The organism is Streptomyces sp. H39-S7, from assembly GCF_027158205.1.
Classification (GTDB): Bacteria; Actinomycetota; Actinomycetes; order Streptomycetales; family Streptomycetaceae; genus Actinacidiphila.
Genome location: NZ_JAPVLU010000002.1, coordinates 278,960 through 297,694, shown reverse-complemented (window position 1 = coordinate 297,694; position 18,735 = coordinate 278,960). Strand labels below are relative to the sequence as shown.

Sequence of the window (18,735 nt, the reverse complement as noted above, 5' to 3'; positions counted from 1 at the left end):
AACGCATACCTTAGTACTTCCGTCCGATCCGAGAGGAACTCCCTCGTGGCAGATCGCACACCCCCCTTGTCCGTCGACGCGCTGCGCGCCCTGGTGGAGTCGGGGAAGGTCCACACCGTCATCCTCGGCTTCGCCGATATGCAGGGGCGGCTGCAGGGCAAGCGGTTCGCCGCGCCGTTCTTCCTCGACGAGGTGCTGGCCCACGGTACCGAGGGCTGCAACTACCTGCTGGCGGTGGACGTCGACCTCAACACCGTCGACGGCTACGCGATGTCCTCCTGGGAACGCGGCTACGGCGACTTCGCCATGCACCCCGACGTCAGCACCCTGCGCCACGTGCCCTGGCAGGACGGGACGGCCCTGCTCATCGCCGACCTCGCGTGGAACGACGGCAAGCCGGTGGTCGCCGCACCGCGGCAGATCCTGCGCCGCCAACTGGGCCGGCTGGCGGACCAGGGCTGGACCGCCCACGCCGGCACCGAACTGGAGTTCATGGTCTTCCGCGACACCTACGAGCAGGCGTGGGACGGCGGCTACCGCGGCCTGACCCCCGCCAACCAGTACAACGCCGACTACTCGGTACTCGCCACCTCCCGCGTCGAACCGCTGCTGCGCCGCATCCGCAACGAGATGGCCGGGGCCGGCCTGACCCCGGAGTCCGCCAAGGGCGAGTGCAACCTCGGCCAGCACGAGATCGTCTTCCGCTACGACGAGGCGCTCACCACCTGCGACCAGCACACCGTCTACAAGACCGGCGCCAAGGAGATCGCCGCCCAGGAGGGCGCGTCGCTCACCTTCATGGCCAAGTTCAACGAGCGCGAGGGCAACTCCTGCCACATCCACCTCTCCTTGCGGGACGAGACGGGACGCCCGGTCATGGCGGGCGAGGACGGCGGGATGTCGCCCCTCATGCGGTACTTCCTGGCCGGACAGCTCGCCGCCCTGCGCGACTTCTCCCTGCTGTACGCGCCCAACATCAACTCCTACAAGCGCTTCCGGCCCGGCTCCTTCGCCCCCACCGCGGTCGCCTGGGGTGTCGACAACCGCACCTGCGCGCTGCGCGTCGTCGGGCACGGCGCCTCGCTGCGCCTGGAGAACCGCGTCCCGGGCGGCGACGTCAACCCGTACCTGGCAGTGGCGGGCATGGTCGCGGCGGGCCTGTACGGCATCGAGCACCAACTGGAGCTGCCGGAGGCCTGCACGGGCAACGCCTACACCGCCGACTACGAACAGGTGCCCGGCACCCTGCGGGAGGCCGCCGGACTGTGGGCGGCCAGCCCGATCGCGCGGGAGGCCTTCGGCCAGGACGTCGTCGACCACTACAGCAACATGGCGCGGGTCGAACAGGAAGCGTTCGACACCGCCGTCACGGACTGGGAGCGGTTCCGCTCCTTCGAGCGGATGTAAGGAAGCAGCCCGTGACCGAGCACCACCAGGTACTGAACCCCGCCACCGAGGAGGTCATCGCCACCGTCGCGGCGACCACCCCGGAAGGCGTGGACACCGCCGTCGCCGCGGCGGCCAAGGCCCAGCAGGGCTGGGCCGCGCTGGCCCCGGCCGACCGGGCGCGCGGCCTGCGCCGCTTCGCCGCCGAAGTCGACGCGCACGCCGAGGAACTCGCCGTGCTGGAGGTCCGCGAGGCCGGCCACACCCTGGGCAACGCCCGCTGGGAGGCCGGCAACGTCCGCGACCTGCTCGACTACGCCGCCGGCGGGGTGGAACGGCTCAGCGGCCGGCAGATCCCGGTAGCCGGCGGCCTCGACCTCACCTTCCACGAGCCGATCGGCGTCGTCGGCGTCATCGCCCCGTGGAACTTCCCGATGCCGATCGCCGCGTGGGGCGCCGCCCCGGCGCTCGCGGCGGGCAACGCCGTCCTGCTCAAGCCGGCCGAGACCACCCCGCTGACCGCGCTGCGGCTGGCCGAACTCGCCCTCTCCGCGGGCCTGCCCGAGGGGCTCTTCCAGGTGCTGCCCGGCGCGGGCCCGGTCACCGGGACCCGGCTCGTCGAGCACCCGGACGTGCGGAAGATCGTGTTCACCGGCTCCACCGCCGTCGGCAAGCGGATCATGGAGCAGTGCGCCCGCCAGGTGAAACGGGTCACCCTCGAACTCGGCGGCAAGAGCCCCAACATCGTCTTCGCCGACGCGGACCTGGAACGGGCCGCCGCCACCGCCCCGATGGCCTTCCTGGACAACGCGGGGCAGGACTGCTGCGCCCGCACCCGGATCCTGGTCCAGCGGGAGGTCTACGAGCGCTTCCTCGAACTGCTGGTCCCGGCGGTCGAGGCCGTCAGCGTCGGCGACCCGGCGGACCCCGCCACCGAGATGGGCCCGCTGATCTCCGCGGTCCAGCGCGAGCGGGTCCGCTCCCTCGTCACGGACGACCTGCCGGTGGCAGCCCGCGGCAGTGTCCCCAAGGGGCCGGGCTTCTGGTACCCGCCCACGGTCCTGGCCCCGGTCGGCGCCACCGCCCCCGCCGCCACCGAGGAGATCTTCGGTCCGGTCGCCGTCGTCCTGCCCTTCGAGGACGAGGCCGACGCGCTGCGGCTCGCGAACGCCACACGGTACGGGCTCTCGGGTTCGATCTGGACCCGTGACCTGGGCCGGGCCATCCGGATGTCGCGCGGGGTCGCGGCAGGCAACCTGTCGGTCAACAGCCACAGTTCGGTCCGCTACGCGACCCCGTTCGGCGGCTTCGGCGAATCCGGCCTCGGCCGGGAACTGGGACCCGACGCCCTCACCGCCTTCACCGAGACCAAGAACGTCTTCATCAGCACTGAGGAGTAGCAGCGCATGTCAGAGCCATCCAGCACCGAAGTCTGCCGCCGCCTCGTCGGCCGTACCGCGGTCATCACCGGCGCCGGCAGCGGCATCGGCCTGGCCACCGCACGCCGCTTCGCCTCCGAGGGCGCCAACGTCGTCGTCGCCGACATCGACGAGGGGTCGGGGAAGGCCGCCGCCGAGGAGGTCGGCGGGATCTTCGTGAAGGTCGACGTCACCGACCCCGAGCAGGTCGAGGCGCTGTTCAAGACGGCGTACGACACCTACGGATCGGTCGACATCGCCTTCAACAACGCCGGGATCTCACCGCCCGACGACGACTCGATCCTCACCACCGGCCTGGACGCCTGGCGCCGGGTCCAGGACGTCAACCTGACCTCCGTCTACCTCTGCTGCAAGGCCGTGCTCCCCTACATGCGGCGGCAGGGCAAGGGCTCGATCATCAACACCGCGTCCTTCGTGGCCAAGATGGGCGCGGCCACCTCCCAGATCTCCTACACCGCGTCCAAGGGCGGGGTCCTGGCCATGACCCGCGAGCTGGGCGTGCAGTTCGCCCGCGAGGGGATCCGCGTCAACGCGCTGTGCCCCGGCCCGGTCAACACCCCGCTGCTCCAGGAGCTGTTCGCCAAGGACCCGGAGCGCGCCGCCCGCCGGATCGTGCACATCCCGGTCGGCCGCTTCGCCGAGCCGACGGAGATCGCCGCCGCGGTGGCGTTCCTCGCCAGCGACGACTCCAGCTTCATGACGGCGAGCGAGTTCCTGGTGGACGGCGGCATCGGCGGCGCCTACGTCACCCCGCAGTAGCCGCCCGGTCCCGCCGCGCCCGCCGACGGGTGCGGCGGGACCGGTCAGGAGCCCCATCGGGGGAACCCTCAGACGAGCGACTTCCAGTACGACCACCAGCGGGTCAGGATCAGCATCACGATGATCCCGTACCAGAGCACCGGCACGACCCAGTGGAACTCCAGGACCGCGGAGCGCACCCCGGCAGGGACCCGGATGATGTCGTGCTTGATGTTGTGCACGGCCGTGTACCAGAAGAGGGCGATGGTGACGGCCCAGGCCAGGCAGCACCACAGGCACAGCGAGTTGATGCTGTAGAGCGACTGGTACTGCAGCCACGTCACGAACCCGACGCCGAACAGGGTGCCGGCCTGCAGGCCGAGCCAGAACCAGCCGCGGTAGCGGGCGCCCGCGAGCAGGCCCACACCGATGCAGAGCACGATCGGGTAGGCGATCATGCCGATCATCGGGTTCGGGAAGCCGAACGCGTGGGCCTGTTCACTCTTCATGATGTTGCCGCAGGAAATGATCGGATTCAGGCTGCAGGCCGGAACGAAGTTCGGGTCCTCGAGCAGCTTGAACTTGTCCTCGGTGATCACGAAGGACGCGAGCGTACCGAGCGCGCCGCAGATCATCAGCAGCCACGCGAAGGCACGTCCCGTGCCGATGGTGCCCCTGGTCTCGCGGTCACCGTCGGTGAGAGTCTGATCGAGCGCCGAAGTCGTCATATCGCCGTTCCGTAGATCCGTCGTTAGCCCGCGCGGCTTTCATTGTGCACCAGCGGCACGGCCCGCAGGTGCCCGGAGGTCCATCGAACGGTGGACACGGAAGTGTCCTCCTGGTCGTCCCCCGCGGCGCCCGCCAGGAGGAGCCTTACCGGCATGGGAAACGAAGCGGTGCGGGTACGGGGCCTTCGCAAGCGGTACGGCGAGGTCACCGCGGTTGACGGAGTGGATCTCGACATCACCCGCGGTGAGGTGTTCGGGATCCTGGGTCCCAACGGGGCGGGCAAGAGCACGACGGTCGAGATCCTGCAGGGGCACCGTTCGAGGGACGGCGGTGAGGTGGCGGTGCTGGGCGAGGATCCGGACACCGCCGGCCGCGCCTGGCGCTCGCGGGTCGGCATCGTCTGGCAGGACGAGTCGGCGCCGGCGGAACTCACCGTCCGCGAGATCGTGCGGCACTTCGCGCGGTACTACCCACGACCGCGCGACCCGGACGAGGTCGTCTCCCTGGTCGGTCTCGAGGAGAAGGCGGACAGCCGGATCAAGTCCCTCTCCGGCGGCCAGCGGCGGCGGCTCGACGTGGCACTGGGGGTGGTCGGCTCCCCCGACCTGCTGCTGCTCGACGAACCGACGACCGGTTTCGACCCGGCGGCCCGGCACCGGTTCTGGGAGCTGATCCGCATGCTGGCCCGGGAGGGCACCACGATCGTGCTGACCACGCACTATCTGGAGGAGGCGGAGGCGCTGGCGGACCGGCTGGCGGTGATCGCCGAAGGCCGGGTGGTGGCGGAGGGCGATCCGGCCACCCTGGGCGGCCGGGCCGAGGACCGGGCCACCGTGCACTGGACGGATCCGCGGGAGGGGCCGCGCCGGACCGAGACCGACACCCCGACCAGGACCGTCGCGGAGCTCATCCGGCGCTTCGACGGCGAGATACCCGCGCTGCGGGTCACCCGCACCACCCTGGAAGACGTCTACTTGCGGCTGATCGGCCAGGAGGATGCGCGATGACCACCACCACGGCCGGCGGCACCACGGCGACCCGCCAGGACCGGCTCCCCGGCGCCTGGCGGATCGGCCTGATCCGCGGCGCCCTCGAGATCAAGCAGTTCTTCCGCGTCCGCGACCAGGTGGTCTTCACCTTCGCCTTCCCCGTCGTCCTCATGGCGCTGTTCGCGTCGATCTTCCGCGACGACGTGCACGGCGCCGGTGTCAGCGCCTCCCAGCTCTACGCGTCCGCCATGATCGGCGCGGGCCTGATGTCCACCAGCTTCCAGTCGCTGGGCATCTCCATCGCCATCGAGCGCGACGAGAAGGTCCTGCGCCGGCTGCGCGGCACCCCGATGCCGAAGTCCGCGTATTTCCTCGGCAAGCTCTGGCTGGTCCTGGTCACCGGGATCGCCGAGACGGCGCTGCTGCTCGCCGCCGGCACCCTCCTGTTCGACCTGGACCTGCCGACGTCCGCGGGCAAATGGCTCACCTTCTGCTGGGTCCTGGTCCTCGGGGTGATCGGCTGCTCACTGCTCGGCATCGCGATCAGCAGCGTGCCCAAGTCCTCCCGGAGCGCGTCCTCGGTGGTCGTCCTGCCCTTCCTGGTGCTCCAGTTCATCTCCGGCGTCTACATCTCGGTCGACACGGTCCCCGACTGGATGCTCACCGTCGGCGCGTTCTTCCCCCTGAAGTGGATGTGCCAGGGGTTCCGCGGGGTGTTCCTGCCCGAGCAGGCCAAGGTGCTGGAGCAGGCCGGGGCCTGGGAGTACGGAAGGATCGCCCTGGTGCTGGGGGCCTGGTGCGTCGCAGGATTGGCGCTGTGTGTGATGACCTTCCGGTGGAAGAGCCGGGACGAGGGATGAGCGCGGGCAGCGCCCGGGGCGGCGACGAGTGGACCAACGGGTTCCTGCGCTGGGACGCCTACTTCGCGGTGGTCTACGGCTGCACCCTCGTCTTCATCCTGGGCGCGGCTGCCCCCGGCCCCGGCCCGAGGGCGGCCGCCGCCGTGCTGCTGACCGCCTCCGTGCCCTGGTACATCGCCGTCGGGCGGCCCGCGCTGATCGTCGAGGGCGAGGACGAGCGACGGTCGCTGATCTACCTGACCGGCGCGGTGGCCCTGTTCCTGCCGCCCGCCTTCCTCGTCGGGGAGACCCGGCTCGCCACGTTCGCCCTCGCCCCGCAGTGCTTCATGCTGCTGTGGATGCACATGCGCCGGGCGCTGGTCCTGATGGCGGTGATCAACCTGGTGCCGGTGGTGGGGTGGGGCCTGCTGTGGCGGCCGCAGGCAGACGACGTCTTCTTCCAGGCCGTCTTCGCCGTCGTCACCCTGGCCTTCTCCGCCGCGTTCGGCGGCTGGACGATCCGCATCATCACGCAGAGCGCCGAACGGGCCGATCTCATCGCCGAACTGAACGCCAGCCGCGAGGAGGTGGCCCGGCTCTCCGCCGAGCGCGGAGCGCTCTCCGAACGGGCCCGGATGTCCCGGGAGATCCACGACACCCTGGCCCAGGGATTCACCAGCCTGCTGATGCTGGTGCAGGCCGTCGAGTCGGAACTGGACGGCGAACCGGACGAGGCCCGCCGCCACCTCGCCCTGATGGCCCGCACCGCCCGCGAGAACCTCGCCGAGGCCCGCGCCCTGGTCGCGGGTGACGGCCCCACCGGCCTGGACGGCAGTTCCCTGCCCGACGCCGTCCGCCGGCTGGTGGCCCGCCACCACGAACAGACCGGCGCCGCCGCCTCGGTCGAGGTGACGGGCGCCGTCCGCGCCCTGCCCGCCGGCGTGGAGGTGGTGGCGCTGCGCGCCTGCCAGGAGTCCCTGTCCAACGCCCGCCGGCACGCGGGACCGGCCGCGCCGGTCACCGTATCCCTGCGGTACGCGCCCGGGGAGCTGTCCCTGCGGGTCCGCGACGAGGGCCACGGATTCGGCACCGGCGCCGGCACCGGCGGATACGGTCTGGCGGGGATCCGGGCCCGCGCCGGCGAGATCGGCGGCACGGCCGACGTGCGCAGCACGCCGGGCAACGGCACGGAAGTCGTCATCACCCTCCCCACCGCCCCGCTGCCGGCCGCCGCCCTGAGGAGTCCCGCGTGATCCGCATCCTGCTCGCCGACGACCACCCCGTGGTGCGCGAGGGCCTGCGCGGCATGCTCAACGCCGAAGCGGACCTCGAGGTCGTCGGCGAGGCGGACAGCGGCCCGCGGGCCGAGGCGCTCGCGGCCGGACTGCTCCCGGACATCGTGCTGATGGACCTGCGGATGCCCGGCGGCGACGGCGTGGCCGCGACCGCCCGCATCACGGCCGCGGGACTCCCCTGCCGGGTGATCGTGCTGACCACGTACGAGACGGACGGCGACATCCTGCGCGCGGTCGAGGCGGGCGCGGCCGGCTACCTGCTCAAGGACACCTCACGGGCCGAACTCGCCGACGCCATCCGCGCGGCCGCCCGCGGCGAGACCGTGCTCTCCCCCTCGGTGGCGTCCCGGCTCATGGACCAGCTGCGGACCAGGCCGGAACGGCCCCGGCTGACCGACCGCGAGGCGGCCGTCCTGCGGCTGGTCGCCGAGGGCTGCACGAACGCGGAGGTCGGCCGCCGGCTCTTCATCGGCGAGAGCACCGTCAAGACCCACCTGCTGCGCACGTTCGGCAAACTCGGCGTCGACGACCGCACGGCCGCGGTCACCAGCGCGATGCGGCACGGGCTGATCTGACCCGTGCCGCGGCGGGCGGCTCGCTCGTTGAACCCGCAGCGCTCCCCGCTGACGCGGGGGTGGTCCGGGCACGTACGACCTGACGCCGCCGAGTTCGGCATGCTCCCCGCCCGCGCGGGGGTGACGAGGGCCGGACACCCGCCTGGGTGCCCGGCCCCTTCCGTCATGCCAGCCGCGATCGAACGGCTTCGACGATCCCCTCGAGCGCAACCGCCGTCTGCTCCCCGGAAACCATGTCCTTGAGCTGGACGACGCCCTCGGCGAGGTCGCGCTCACCGGCGATGAGCGCGTACTTGGCGCCCGAGCGGTTGGCCGCCTTCATCGCCGCCTTGAGCCCCTTGCCGCCGAACGCGAAGTCGGCGGCGACGCCCGCCTTCCGCAGGTCGGTGACCACGCCGAAGAGCACCCGACGGGTCTCCTCTCCGAGCGGCACAGCGAACACACTGGTGGAGGAGGGCAGTTCGAGCGTGATCCCCTCGGCCTGCAGCGCCAGCACCGTGCGGTCCACACCGAGCGCCCAGCCCACCGACGGCAGCGCGGGGCCGCCGATCATCTCGGACAGGCCGTCGTAGCGACCGCCGCCGCCCACCGCGGACTGCGAGCCGAGTCCGTCGTGGACGAACTCGAACGTGGTGCGGGTGTAGTAGTCGAGGCCGCGCACCAGCTTCTCGTCGTCCTCGAACACCACGCCCGCCGCCGTCAGCAGCTCACGCACCTGCTCGTGGTACGCCTTGCACGCCTCGCACAGGTAGTCGCGGAGCGCCGGAGCACCGGCCAACTGCTTCTGCACCGCGTCACGCTTGTCGTCGAGCACGCGCAGCGGGTTGATCTCCGCCCGGCGCACGGTGTCCTCGTCCAGGTCGAGCCCGGCCAGGAACTCCTGGAGTGCGGCCCGGTAGACCGGACGGCACTCCTTGTCGCCCAGCGAGTTGAGCAGGATCCGGAAGTTCCGCAGTCCGAGTGCTCGGTACGCCTGGTCGGCGAGGATGATCAACTCGGCGTCGAGCGCCGGATCCTCCATGCCGATCGCCTCGGCGCCGACCTGCGAGAAGTGCCGGTACCGACCCTTCTGCGGGCGCTCGTAGCGGTAGTACGAGCCCGAGTACCAGAGCTTGACCGGCAGCGAACCGGCCTTGTGCAGGTTGGCCTCCAACGTCGCGCGCAGCACGGACGCGGTGCCCTCGGGGCGCAGCGCCAGCTCGTCGCCGCCCTTCGTCGTGAAGGCGTACATCTCCTTGCTGACGATGTCGGTGGACTCGCCGACACCGCGTGCGAACAGCTCCACGTTCTCGAAGCCGGGCGTCTCGATGTAGCCGTAGCCGGAATCGCGCAGCGGCGCGGAGATCGCCTCGCGCACCGCGAGGAAGGTCGCGGAGTCCGGCGGCAGCAGGTCATAGGTGCCCCGGGGGGCCTGGAAGGTACTCACAGCAAGCCTTGTCACAATCCTCGTCGCGGAGCCGGCGAACCGGCTCCGAAGCCGCGGGCCGCTTCCCCGAGGTAGGGGTTGGCGGCGCGCTCGCGGCCGATGGTCGTCTGGGGGCCGTGGCCGGAGAGCACCACGGTCGAGTCGTCGAGCGGCAGGCACACGCGGGCCAGCGACTCCATCAGTTCGTCCGCGGAACCACCGGGCAGGTCGGAGCGTCCGACGGAGCCGGCGAACAGCAGGTCGCCCGAGAAGAACACCGACGGCACGTCGGAGGACTCGGGGAGCCTGAAGGTCACCGACCCCTTCGTATGGCCCGGCGCGTGCGAGACGGTGAACTCCAGGCCGGCCAGTCCGAGGGCGGCGCCGTCGGTCAGCTCCCTGACGTCGTCGGGTTCCCCGATCGTCAGCTCGCCCAGCAGCTGCTGCCCGATGGAGCGCCCGAGGGCCTTCTCCGGGTCGCTCATCATGTAGCGGTCCCGGGGGTGGATCCAGGCCGGGACGTCATGGGCCCCGCAGACCGGCACGACGGACGCCACATGGTCGATGTGCCCATGGGTGAGGATGACGGCGACGGGCTTGAGGCGATGCTTGGCGAGCGTGTCCTCGACGCCCTGGGTCGCTTGGTGACCCGGGTCGATGATCACGCACTCCTCACCGGCGGCGGGGGCGACCACATAACAATTGGTCCCCCAGGCCCCGGCGGGGAACCCGGCAATAAGCACGTTCGTCCTTCTGTCGTCCGCGGAGGTGTCGGCAGCTCACGAGCCTACCGGCGCGGGAGCGGCCGGGGCGAACCCGTATCGTCCCCGCGGGGACGCCCGCCCGTAGCGTGCGGGTACTGGACTGCGGGCCGGGTGGGGCGCGAAGATTCGCCGCACGCGGGTTCACGTTCGAGATGACGTTTTCGAGAAGACTGAAGCAGAAGACCGGGAGACGGCGAAGTGGTCACCAAGGAACAGCGGCGGCGACAGCTCGCCCGAGAGAAGTTCGAGCGGCAGCAGCAGCGCAGGACCGCGGAGCATTCCAAGGCCCGTCGGCGCAACGCCGTGGTCGCGGCCGTGGTGGCCGTCGTGGTCGCCGCCGGCGCCACGGCGTACGCGACCGGCAGTCTGGACGGCAAGGACGGGGCGAAGACCGACGCGGCCGCCACTCCGTCGGCCACGACGCCCTCCAAGGCGCCGGACCCGTGTGCCAAGCCGGGCGCGGGGACCGCGGGGAAGCAGCAGTGGAAGAGCGCTCCCGCGATGGCGGTCGACAAGAGCGCCAAGTACGCGTTCACGCTGCAGACGACCTGCGGTGACATCGCGATCACGATGGACGCCGCGAAGACCCCGGCCACGGTGAACTCGTTCAAGTTCCTTGCCGACAAGGGCTTCTTCGACCACACCAAGTGCCACCGGCTAACCGCCGAGGGCATCTACGTGCTGCAGTGCGGTGACCCGACGGGCACCGGTCAGGGCGGCCCCGGCTACACGATCCCGGACGAGAACCTGAAGGACCCGGCCGTCGCGAAGGGCACCTACCCGGCGGGGACGCTGGCGATGGCGAACCAGTACAACGCCCAGGCGGGCACCGGCCGGAACTCCGGCAGCAGCCAGTTCTTCCTGGTCTACAAGGACAGCCCGCTGCCCGCGGACTACACCCCCTTCGGCACCATCGGCGCCGACGGCATGAAGGTGCTGCAGAAGATCGCGGCGGCGGGCGCGGCAGCCCCCGACGCCCAGCAGAACACCGCCCCGAACGCGACCGTGGTGATCAACAAGGCGGTTGTCAAGGAGTCGTGAACCCCTGATGAACCGGGCCCCGGCGGTAAATTTCGCGTGTGCTGGATGCGGACAGCCGGGGCGCCGGTCGCCTATGTTGGCGTTGGACCGGTCAGGGCGCAGCCCGACCGGAAGAAACTGTGAACGATGCCGGCGAGCCGTACAACGGCCGGGCATCACGTGGAGGAGGCGCTGTGAGCAGCGACCCATGGGGCCGCGTCGATGAGACGGGGACCGTGTACGTGCGTACGGCCGACGGGGAGCGGGAGGTCGGTTCGTGGCAGGCGGGGTCTCCGGATGAGGCGCTGGCCTACTTCGAGCGCAAGTACGAGGGGCTCGTCGTCGAGATCGGCCTCCTCGAACGGCGGGTGAGGACCACCGACCTCGCGGCCAAGGACGCGCTGACCGCGATCGAGCACCTTCGGGCGTCGGTCACCGAGGCGCACGCGGTCGGCGACCTGGCGGCACTCGCCACGCGGCTGGACGCACTCGTCGGGCTGGTCGAATCGCGCCGCGAGGAGCGCAAGATCGCCAAGGCGAAGGCGACCGACGAGGCCAAGGTGGCCAAGGAGGAGCTGGTCGCGGAGGCCGAGGGGCTGGCCGAGAGCGAGCAGTGGCGGACCGCCGGCGAGCGGCTGCGCGCGCTGGTGGACACCTGGAAGGCGCTGCCACGCCTGGACCGCAAGGCCGACGACGAGCTGTGGCACCGCTTCAGCCACGCCCGTTCGGTCTTCTCCAAGCGGCGCAAGGCGCACTTCGCTTCGCTGGACTCCCAGCGCGAGGAGGCCCGCCGCGTCAAGGAGAAGCTGGTCACGGAGGCACTGGCGCTGTCGAACTCCACGGACTGGGGTCCGACGGCCGCCCGCTACCGCGAGCTGATGACGGAGTGGAAGGCCGCGGGCCGCGCGCAGCGCGAGTCCGAGGACGACCTGTGGAACCGTTTCCGCGGCGCCCAGGACCAGTTCTTCCAGGCCCGTACCGAGGTCTTCAACGAGCGCGACTCCCAGGAGCGGGACAACCTCGCGCTCAAGGAGGAGCTCGCCATCGAGGCCGAGAAGATCCTGCCGGTGACGGACCTCAAGGCGGCCCGGGCGGCGTTCCGCGCCGTCAACGAGCGCTGGGAGGCCATCGGCCACGTGCCGCGTGACGCCCGGCCGCGCATCGAGGCCCGGATGCACGCGGTGGAGCGCGCGATCCAGGACACCGAGGAGAACGAGTGGCGCCGGACGAACCCGGAGGCGCGGGCGCGCGCCGCGGGTCTGACGGGTCAGCTCCAGGCGGCGGTCGACAAGCTGCGCACCCAGGCCGAGGCCGCCCGGGCCGCGGGCAACACGTCGAAGGCCGACAAGCTCACCCGTGAGCTGGAGGGCCGGCAGGCCCTGCTGGACCAGGCGCTGAAGGGCCTGGAGGAGTTCGGCGGCTGAGCCCGGCGCCGAACCGCACACGAAGCGGCCCCGGTACGGATTCCGTACCGGGGCCGCTCGCGTTCCGGATCAGCGCTGGCGGCCCGAGGTGACGCGGTACACGTCGTAGACGCCCTCGACGCCGCGTACGGCCTTCAGGACGTGCCCCAGGTGCTTGGGGTCGCCCATCTCGAAGGTGAAGCGCGAGGTCGCGACCCGGTCCCTCGAGGTCTGCACGGCGGCCGACAGGATGTTGACGTGCTGGTCGGAGAGGACCCGCGTCACGTCCGACAGCAGCCGCGACCGGTCCAGCGCCTCGACCTGGATGGCGACCAGGAAGACGGACGACTGGGTGGGCGCCCACTCGACCTCCAGGATCCGCTCGGGCTCCTGGGACAGCGACTCGATGTTGACGCAGTCCGTGCGGTGCACCGAGACGCCGCTGCCCCGGGTGACGAAGCCGATGATCGGGTCGCCCGGCACCGGGGTGCAGCAGCGGGACAGCTTGACCCAGACGTCGTCGACGCCCTTGACGACCACGCCGGGGTCGGCGTTGGCGCGCCGCTTGGAGCGGTTGCGCGAGGGGGTGGTGACCTCCTCGATCTCCTCGGTCGCGCCCTCCTCGCCGCCGAGCGCGTCGACCAGTTTCTGGACGACGGACTGGGCGGTGATGTGCCCCTCGCCGATCGCCGCGTACAGCGCGGAGATGTCCGGGTAGCGCATCTCGTGGGCGAGGGTGACGAGCGAGTCGCCGGTCAGGACCCGCTGGATCGGCAGGTTCTGCTTGCGCATCGCCCGCGCGATGGCGTCCTTGCCCTGCTCGACGGCCTCCTCGCGGCGCTCCTTGGAGAACCAGGCGCGGATCTTGTTCCGGGCGCGCGGGGACTTCACGAAGCCCAGCCAGTCGCGCGACGGGGCGGCGCTCGCGGCCTTGGAGGTGAAGACCTCCACCAGGTCGCCGTTGTCGAGGGTCGACTCCAGCGGCACCAGTCGGCCGTTGACCCTGGCCCCTATGGTCCGGTGCCCGACGTCGGTGTGCACCGCGTAGGCGAAGTCCACCGGGGTGGCGCCGGCCGGCAGCGCTATGACGTCGCCCTTGGGGGTGAAGACGAAGACCTCGTTCTGCGAGAGGTCGAAGCGCAGCGACTCCAGGAACTCGCTCGGGTCCTCGGTCTCCTTCTGCCAGTCCAGCAGCTGCCGCAGCCACGCCATGTCGTTGACCGCGTTGCTGCCGGTGGCACTGTCGCTCTTGCGCGGGGTGTCGGTACGCACCTTGGAGGCGCCGGAGACCGGGTCCTGCTTGTACTTCCAGTGTGCGGCGATGCCGTACTCGGCGCGGCGGTGCATGTCGAAGGTGCGGATCTGCAGCTCGACGGGTTTTCCGCTGGGCCCGATGACCGTCGTGTGCAGCGACTGGTACATGTTGAACTTGGGCATCGCGATGTAGTCCTTGAACCGCCCGGGCACCGGGTTCCACCGCGCGTGGATGGTCCCGAGCGCCGCGTAGCTGTCGCGGACGGTGTCGACGAGGACGCGGATACCCACCAGGTCGTAGATCTCGGCGAAGTCGCGGCCTCGCACGATCATCTTCTGGTAGACGCTGTAGTAGTGCTTCGGGCGGCCGGTGACGGTCGCCTTGATCCGGGCGGCGCGCAGGTCCTGCTGGACCTGGTCGGTGACGACGGCCAGGTACTCGTCGCGCTTGGGGGCGCGCTCGGCGACCAGGCGCACGATCTCGTCGTACATCTTGGGGTAGAGGATCGCGAAGGCGAGGTCCTCCAGCTCCCACTTGATGGTGTTCATGCCCAGCCGGTGCGCCAGCGGGGCGTAGATCTCCAGCGTCTCGCGGGCCTTCTTCTCCTGCTTCTCCCGCTTGAGGTACCGCATGGTGCGCATGTTGTGCAGGCGGTCGGCGAGCTTGATGACCAGGACGCGCGGGTCCTTGGCCATGGCCACGACCATCTTGCGTACCGTCTCGGCCTGAGCGGCCTCGCCGAACTTCACCTTGTCGAGCTTGGTGACACCGTCCACGAGGAGCGCGACCTGGTCGCCGAAGTCCCGGCGCAGCGCGTCGAGGCTGTAGTCGGTGTCCTCGACGGTGTCGTGCAGCAGTCCCGCCATCAGTGTGGCCGGGTCCATGCCCAGCTCAGCGAGGATCGTGGTGACGGCGAGCGGGTGCGTGATGTACGGGTCGCCGCTCTTGCGCTTCACCCCGCGGTGCCAGCGCTCGGCGACCTGGTAGGCGCGCTCGATCTGCCGCAGCTGCGCGGTGTCGCCCTTCGGGTCGTTGCCCCGGACGATGCGCAGCATCGGTTCCAGCACCGGGTTGTACGGGCTGGAACGCTGCACACCGAGCCGGGCGAGGCGGGCGCGGACGCGGTTGGAGGAGCCTGCGGCGCGCGACGGTGTCGCGCCACCGGGGGTCCGTGCGGGCCGGACGGCAGGCGTCGGCGGCTCGGGGGCGGCTCCGTTGCTCCCGGCGGGGGTTTCGTCCCCGCCTTCGGCGTCGAGCGGCTGGGCCTCGTCTGGCAAGAGCACTCCTCACGCGGGTAGGAGCACCCATGGTATCGATCTGTGGCAGAAGGCGGGCGCCCGGTGGTTCCGGGTGCCCGCCTCCTGGGTGATGCTGTGTGCCGCGGGCCCTGGGCCCGGGGTGTCAGACGATGATCAGCGCGTCCAGCGGGGCGCCCGCGAGGGCGGTGGAGAGCCGTTCGCGGCCCCCGAGGAAGCCGAGCTCCAGCAGGACCGCGACACCGGCCACCTCCGCGCCGGTCCGCCGGATGAGCTCCAGCGAGGCCTCGGCGGTACCGCCGGTGGCCAGCACGTCATCGATGACCAGGACCCGGTCGCCGGCGGCGAGGGCGTCCTGCTGCACCTCTATCTCGGCGCTGCCGTACTCCAGCTCGTACCGCTGGGAGAGCGTCGCGCCGGGCAGCTTGCCCGCCTTGCGCACGGGTACGAAGCCGAGGTGGGCCCGCGCCGCCGCGGGGGCGGCGAGGATGAACCCGCGCGCCTCCAGGCCGGCGACCTTGGTGGCACCATGGCGCGCGCAGAGCACGGCCAGGGCGTCCACCAGGGCGTTGAACGCGTCGGGGTCGGCCAGCAGCGGGGTGATGTCCTTGAACACCACACCCGGCTGCGGGTAGTCCGGGACATCCCGGATCCGGCCCAGCAGCTGCTCGCGCAGCCCTTCGGCGGCGGCCGCGGTCGCCGTCACCGCCGCTTCCCGGAAGGCCGGTTCTTGCTGCGGTTGCGGGCGGCGGCCTGCGGACGCTGGCCGACCACACCGCCGGCGGCGGCACGGTCGCCGTCCTCCGGCTCGTCGTCCTCGTCGGCGGCCTCGGCGGCCGCGACGTCCTCCCGGGCCTGCCGGTCCTCGTCCGCCGGGTCCACGCCCTTGGCGGCGTCGGCCTTGCGCTTGGCCAGCACGCGCTTCTTGAGGGCCTTCATCTCCGGGTCGCGTTCCTTGAAGTCCGCGACCAGCGGGGTCGCGATGAAGATCGAGGAGTACGCACCGGCGGTGAGGCCGACGAAGAGCGCGAGCGCGATGTCGTTGAGCACACCGGCCCCGAGGATGCCGCCACCGATGAAGAGCAGGGCGCCGACGGGGAGCAGCGCGACGACCGTGGTGTTGATCGAACGCACCAGGGTCTGGTTCAGGCTGCGGTTGGAGAGCTCGCTGTAGGTGAAGCGGGACTGCTTGGTGATGCTGCGGGTCGTCTCCTTGAGACCGTCGAAGACGACGACGGTGTCGTAGAGGGAGTAACCGAGGATCGTCAGCAGACCGATCACGGTGCCCGGAGTGACCTCGAAACCGACGATGGCGTAGACGCCGACGGTGATCGTGAGGTCGTGGATCAGGGCGATGAGGGCGGCGATGGCCATCCGCCACTCGAAGGCGATGGCGAGGTAGATCACCACCAGGATCATGAAGATGATCAGGCCGGTGAAGGCCTTCTTCGAGATCTCCTCACCCCAGCTGGGGCCGACGATCTGCGCGTCGATCTTGGTCGCGTCCAGGCCGAGGTCGGTGGCGACCTTCTCCTGGATGTTCTTCGACTCCTCCGTGGAGATGTCGCTGACCTGGATCCGCACGCCGCCGTTGCCGAGCTTCTGCACGGTGGCGACATGGCCGCCGGTGTCGCCGGCGATCTTGTTCTGCACGTCGGTGACCGAGTACGACGTCTTCGGGGTGGTGAAGACCGCACCGCCGGAGAACTCGATGCCGAGCTTGAGCCCGTTGATCGCCAGGCCGGCGATGGCCACGATCGTGATCAGGATCGAGACGCCGTACCAGAGCCTGCGCTTGCCGACGAAGTCGTAGGCGATCTCGCCACGGTGCAGCCGGTGTCCGAGCTGTCCGAGATTGCCGAGCTTGGACATCAGGCCTCCTTCGTCTCGGTGCTCGTCCTGCGGCGGACGCGGCGGATGGGGGCCTGGACGCCCAGACCCTTCGGGTCGAGGCCGGACCACTTGTGGCCGTTGGCGAAGAACGGCCGGCGGGCCAGGATCGTCATGAGCGGCTTGGTGAAGAGGAACACCACCACGACGTCGAGCAGGGTGGTCAGACCCAGGGTGAACGCGAAGCCCTGGACCTTGCCGACCGTCACCGCGAAGAGCACGGCGGCGGCGAGGAAGGACACGAAGTCCGACACCAGGATGGTGCGCCGGGCGCGCGGCCAGCCGCGGGCCACGGCGGGCTGCAGGGAGCGGCCTTCGCGCAGCTCGTCACGGATCCGTTCGAAGAAGACGATGAACGAGTCCGCGGTGATACCGATGGCGACGATCGCTCCGCAGACCGCCGGCAGGTTCAGCGCGAAGCCGATGGCCGGGCCGAGCAGGGCCATCAGCGTGTAGGTCAGCGCCGCCGACACCAGGAGGCTGACGATCGCCACGAGGCCGAGGCCCCGGTAGTACGCCAGCATGTAGAGCACGACCAGCGCGAGGCCGACGGCGCCCGCGATGAGGCCGCCTCGCAGCTGCTCCCCGCCGAGCGCGGCGGAGACCGTGGTCACGTCCTGGATCTGGAAGGACAGCGGCAGCGAACCGTACGACAGGACGTTCGACAGGTTCTGCGCGGACGTCTGGGTGAAGCTGCCGAAGATCGTCGCGCTGCCGCCGGGCAGGGCCTGCGAGACCGAGGGCGCCGAGACGACGTTGCCGTCGAGGTCGATCGCGAACTGGTTCAGCGGGGCCTGCTGGGTGGCGAGCTGGGTGGTGACCTTGGTGAACTTCTTGGCGCCGCCACCGGTGAAGCTGAGGTCGACGACCCAGCCGTTGCCGGACTGGGTGTCGAACTTCGCACTGGCCTTGGAGACGTCCTTGCCGTCGAGGACGGCCGGGCCGAGCGCGTACTTGTACCAGATCTTGTCCTTGCCATCGCCGCGCTCGCCGCAGCCGATGACCTTGTTCTCCGGCTTGACACCCTTGTTCGCCGCCGAACGCTGCTTCGGGTCGTTGCAGTCGATCGCGGTGAACCTCGCCTGCAGATCGGCCGGAATCGTACTGTCCAGCGTGCCGGCCGCGGGCGCGGGCGCGCTCGGCGTCGGCGTCGGGGTGGGCGCCTTGGCAGGCACCGCCTTCAGGCCGTCGGTGACCGCGCGGCCCTGGGTGGTGACACTCGACGAGGGCTTGGCCTGCGGCGGCGTGGTCGTCTTGCCGCTCGGGGTCGGCGTGCTGGTGGCCTTGCCCGTCGGGGTCACGGACGGGGAGGGCTTCGCCGGCGGCGTCTTCGTGGCCGGGGGGTTCGCCTGCTCGAGAAGCACCTGCCGGAAGAACAGCTGGGCGGTCTGGCCGACCTGCTCCTGCGCCTGCTTGGGGTCGGTGCCCTTGGGGATGTTGACAATGATGTTCTTGTCGCCCTGGGTCTGCACCTCGGCCTCAGAGACACCAAGACCGTTGACACGCTGGTTGATGATGCTCACAGCGGTGTTCATGTTGGTCTTGTTGATCGCGTTGGCCTGGTCGCTCTTGGCGGTCAGCGTGATGCTGACGCCGCCTGCGAGGTCGATGCCCAGTCGCGGGGTCGTGTTGTGCGAGAGGAACATCGTCCCCGTCAACGCCACGAGCGCGATCAGGATCACGGCCAGTGCGCGCCCGGGGTTCCCCTGACTCCCCGAGGACCTGCGGCCCTTCTTGGGTGCTGCCACCTTC

At 70.7% G+C, this 18,735-nt stretch carries 16 protein-coding genes; 9 read left to right on the top strand and 7 right to left on the bottom strand.

Annotation, left to right across the window (positions count from 1 at the left end):
* Positions 1 to 45 precede the first annotated feature (45 nt).
* The 3 genes from O3X23_RS03215 to O3X23_RS03205 are packed head-to-tail and all read left to right on the top strand — an operon-like array spanning position 46 to position 3,584.
* The gene (locus tag O3X23_RS03215) at positions 46 to 1,407 is read left to right on the top strand and encodes a glutamine synthetase family protein (protein WP_269269521.1); all 1,362 of its coding nucleotides are present in this window, start codon (positions 46 to 48) and stop codon (positions 1,405 to 1,407) included.
* 11 nt (positions 1,408 to 1,418) lie between these two features.
* Entirely contained in the window at positions 1,419 to 2,786 is a 1,368-nt protein-coding gene (locus O3X23_RS03210) for an aldehyde dehydrogenase family protein (RefSeq protein WP_269269520.1), read from the top strand.
* A 6-nt stretch (positions 2,787 to 2,792) separates the two neighbouring features.
* Positions 2,793 to 3,584, top strand: a complete 792-nt coding sequence (locus tag O3X23_RS03205) for a 3-oxoacyl-ACP reductase (RefSeq protein ID WP_269269518.1) — start codon at positions 2,793 to 2,795, stop codon at positions 3,582 to 3,584.
* A gap of 68 nt (positions 3,585 to 3,652) precedes the next feature.
* Here the strand turns inward: O3X23_RS03205 and O3X23_RS03200 are convergent, their stop codons facing one another.
* Positions 3,653 to 4,291 (bottom strand): vitamin K epoxide reductase family protein, encoded by a 639-nt coding sequence (locus O3X23_RS03200; protein ID WP_269269517.1) that lies wholly within the window; start codon positions 4,289 to 4,291, stop codon positions 3,653 to 3,655.
* A gap of 153 nt (positions 4,292 to 4,444) precedes the next feature.
* On the opposite strand from O3X23_RS03200, the gene O3X23_RS03195 reads away from it, so the two are divergent.
* The 4 genes from O3X23_RS03195 to O3X23_RS03180 are packed head-to-tail and all read left to right on the top strand — an operon-like array spanning position 4,445 to position 7,990.
* A complete protein-coding gene (locus O3X23_RS03195) occupies positions 4,445 to 5,299 on the top strand; it encodes an ABC transporter ATP-binding protein (protein ID WP_269269515.1) in 855 nt (284 codons plus the stop codon).
* Positions 5,296 to 6,141: an ABC transporter permease gene (locus tag O3X23_RS03190; protein WP_269269514.1), complete on the top strand. Its 846-nt coding sequence runs from the start codon at positions 5,296 to 5,298 to the stop codon at positions 6,139 to 6,141. The genes O3X23_RS03195 and O3X23_RS03190 overlap by 4 nt, the downstream gene beginning before the upstream one ends.
* Positions 6,138 to 7,373, top strand: coding sequence for a sensor histidine kinase (locus O3X23_RS03185; protein ID WP_269269513.1), 1,236 nt, complete (start codon positions 6,138 to 6,140; stop codon positions 7,371 to 7,373). The genes O3X23_RS03190 and O3X23_RS03185 overlap by 4 nt, the downstream gene beginning before the upstream one ends.
* On the top strand, positions 7,370 to 7,990 hold the full coding sequence (locus tag O3X23_RS03180; RefSeq protein WP_269269511.1) for a response regulator: 621 nt from the start codon (positions 7,370 to 7,372) through the stop codon (positions 7,988 to 7,990). Before O3X23_RS03185 ends, O3X23_RS03180 begins: the two co-directional genes overlap by 4 nt.
* 163 nt (positions 7,991 to 8,153) lie before the next feature.
* Here O3X23_RS03180 and hisS read toward each other — a convergent pair whose 3' ends face one another.
* Positions 8,154 to 9,416: a histidine--tRNA ligase gene (gene hisS, locus O3X23_RS03175; RefSeq protein ID WP_269269510.1), complete on the bottom strand. Its 1,263-nt coding sequence runs from the start codon at positions 9,414 to 9,416 to the stop codon at positions 8,154 to 8,156.
* An 11-nt stretch (positions 9,417 to 9,427) separates the two neighbouring features.
* Entirely contained in the window at positions 9,428 to 10,138 is a 711-nt protein-coding gene (locus tag O3X23_RS03170) for an MBL fold metallo-hydrolase (protein ID WP_269269509.1), read from the bottom strand.
* Positions 10,139 to 10,357: 219 nt separating this feature from the next.
* On the opposite strand from O3X23_RS03170, the gene O3X23_RS03165 reads away from it, so the two are divergent.
* Together O3X23_RS03165 and O3X23_RS03160 are read left to right on the top strand one after the other, a co-directional pair.
* Positions 10,358 to 11,200, top strand: coding sequence for a peptidylprolyl isomerase (locus tag O3X23_RS03165; RefSeq protein WP_269269508.1), 843 nt, complete (start codon positions 10,358 to 10,360; stop codon positions 11,198 to 11,200).
* A gap of 173 nt (positions 11,201 to 11,373) precedes the next feature.
* Positions 11,374 to 12,603: a DUF349 domain-containing protein gene (locus tag O3X23_RS03160; protein ID WP_269269507.1), complete on the top strand. Its 1,230-nt coding sequence runs from the start codon at positions 11,374 to 11,376 to the stop codon at positions 12,601 to 12,603.
* A 69-nt stretch (positions 12,604 to 12,672) separates the two neighbouring features.
* Here O3X23_RS03160 and O3X23_RS03155 read toward each other — a convergent pair whose 3' ends face one another.
* The 4 genes from O3X23_RS03155 to secD form a co-directional block, all read right to left on the bottom strand.
* The gene (locus tag O3X23_RS03155) at positions 12,673 to 15,114 is read right to left on the bottom strand and encodes a RelA/SpoT family protein (protein ID WP_269269506.1); all 2,442 of its coding nucleotides are present in this window, start codon (positions 15,112 to 15,114) and stop codon (positions 12,673 to 12,675) included.
* Positions 15,115 to 15,238: 124 nt separating this feature from the next.
* Complete coding sequence (locus tag O3X23_RS03150; RefSeq protein ID WP_269269505.1) at positions 15,239 to 15,799, bottom strand: adenine phosphoribosyltransferase; 561 nt, start codon at positions 15,797 to 15,799, stop codon at positions 15,239 to 15,241.
* A complete protein-coding gene (gene secF / locus O3X23_RS03145) occupies positions 15,796 to 16,965 on the bottom strand; it encodes a protein translocase subunit SecF (protein ID WP_269269504.1) in 1,170 nt (389 codons plus the stop codon). The genes O3X23_RS03150 and secF overlap by 4 nt, the downstream gene beginning before the upstream one ends.
* Positions 16,965 to 18,731, bottom strand: coding sequence for a protein translocase subunit SecD (secD, locus tag O3X23_RS03140; RefSeq protein ID WP_269269503.1), 1,767 nt, complete (start codon positions 18,729 to 18,731; stop codon positions 16,965 to 16,967). Before secD ends, secF begins: the two co-directional genes overlap by 1 nt.
* Between the last annotated feature and the right edge of the window lie 4 nt (positions 18,732 to 18,735).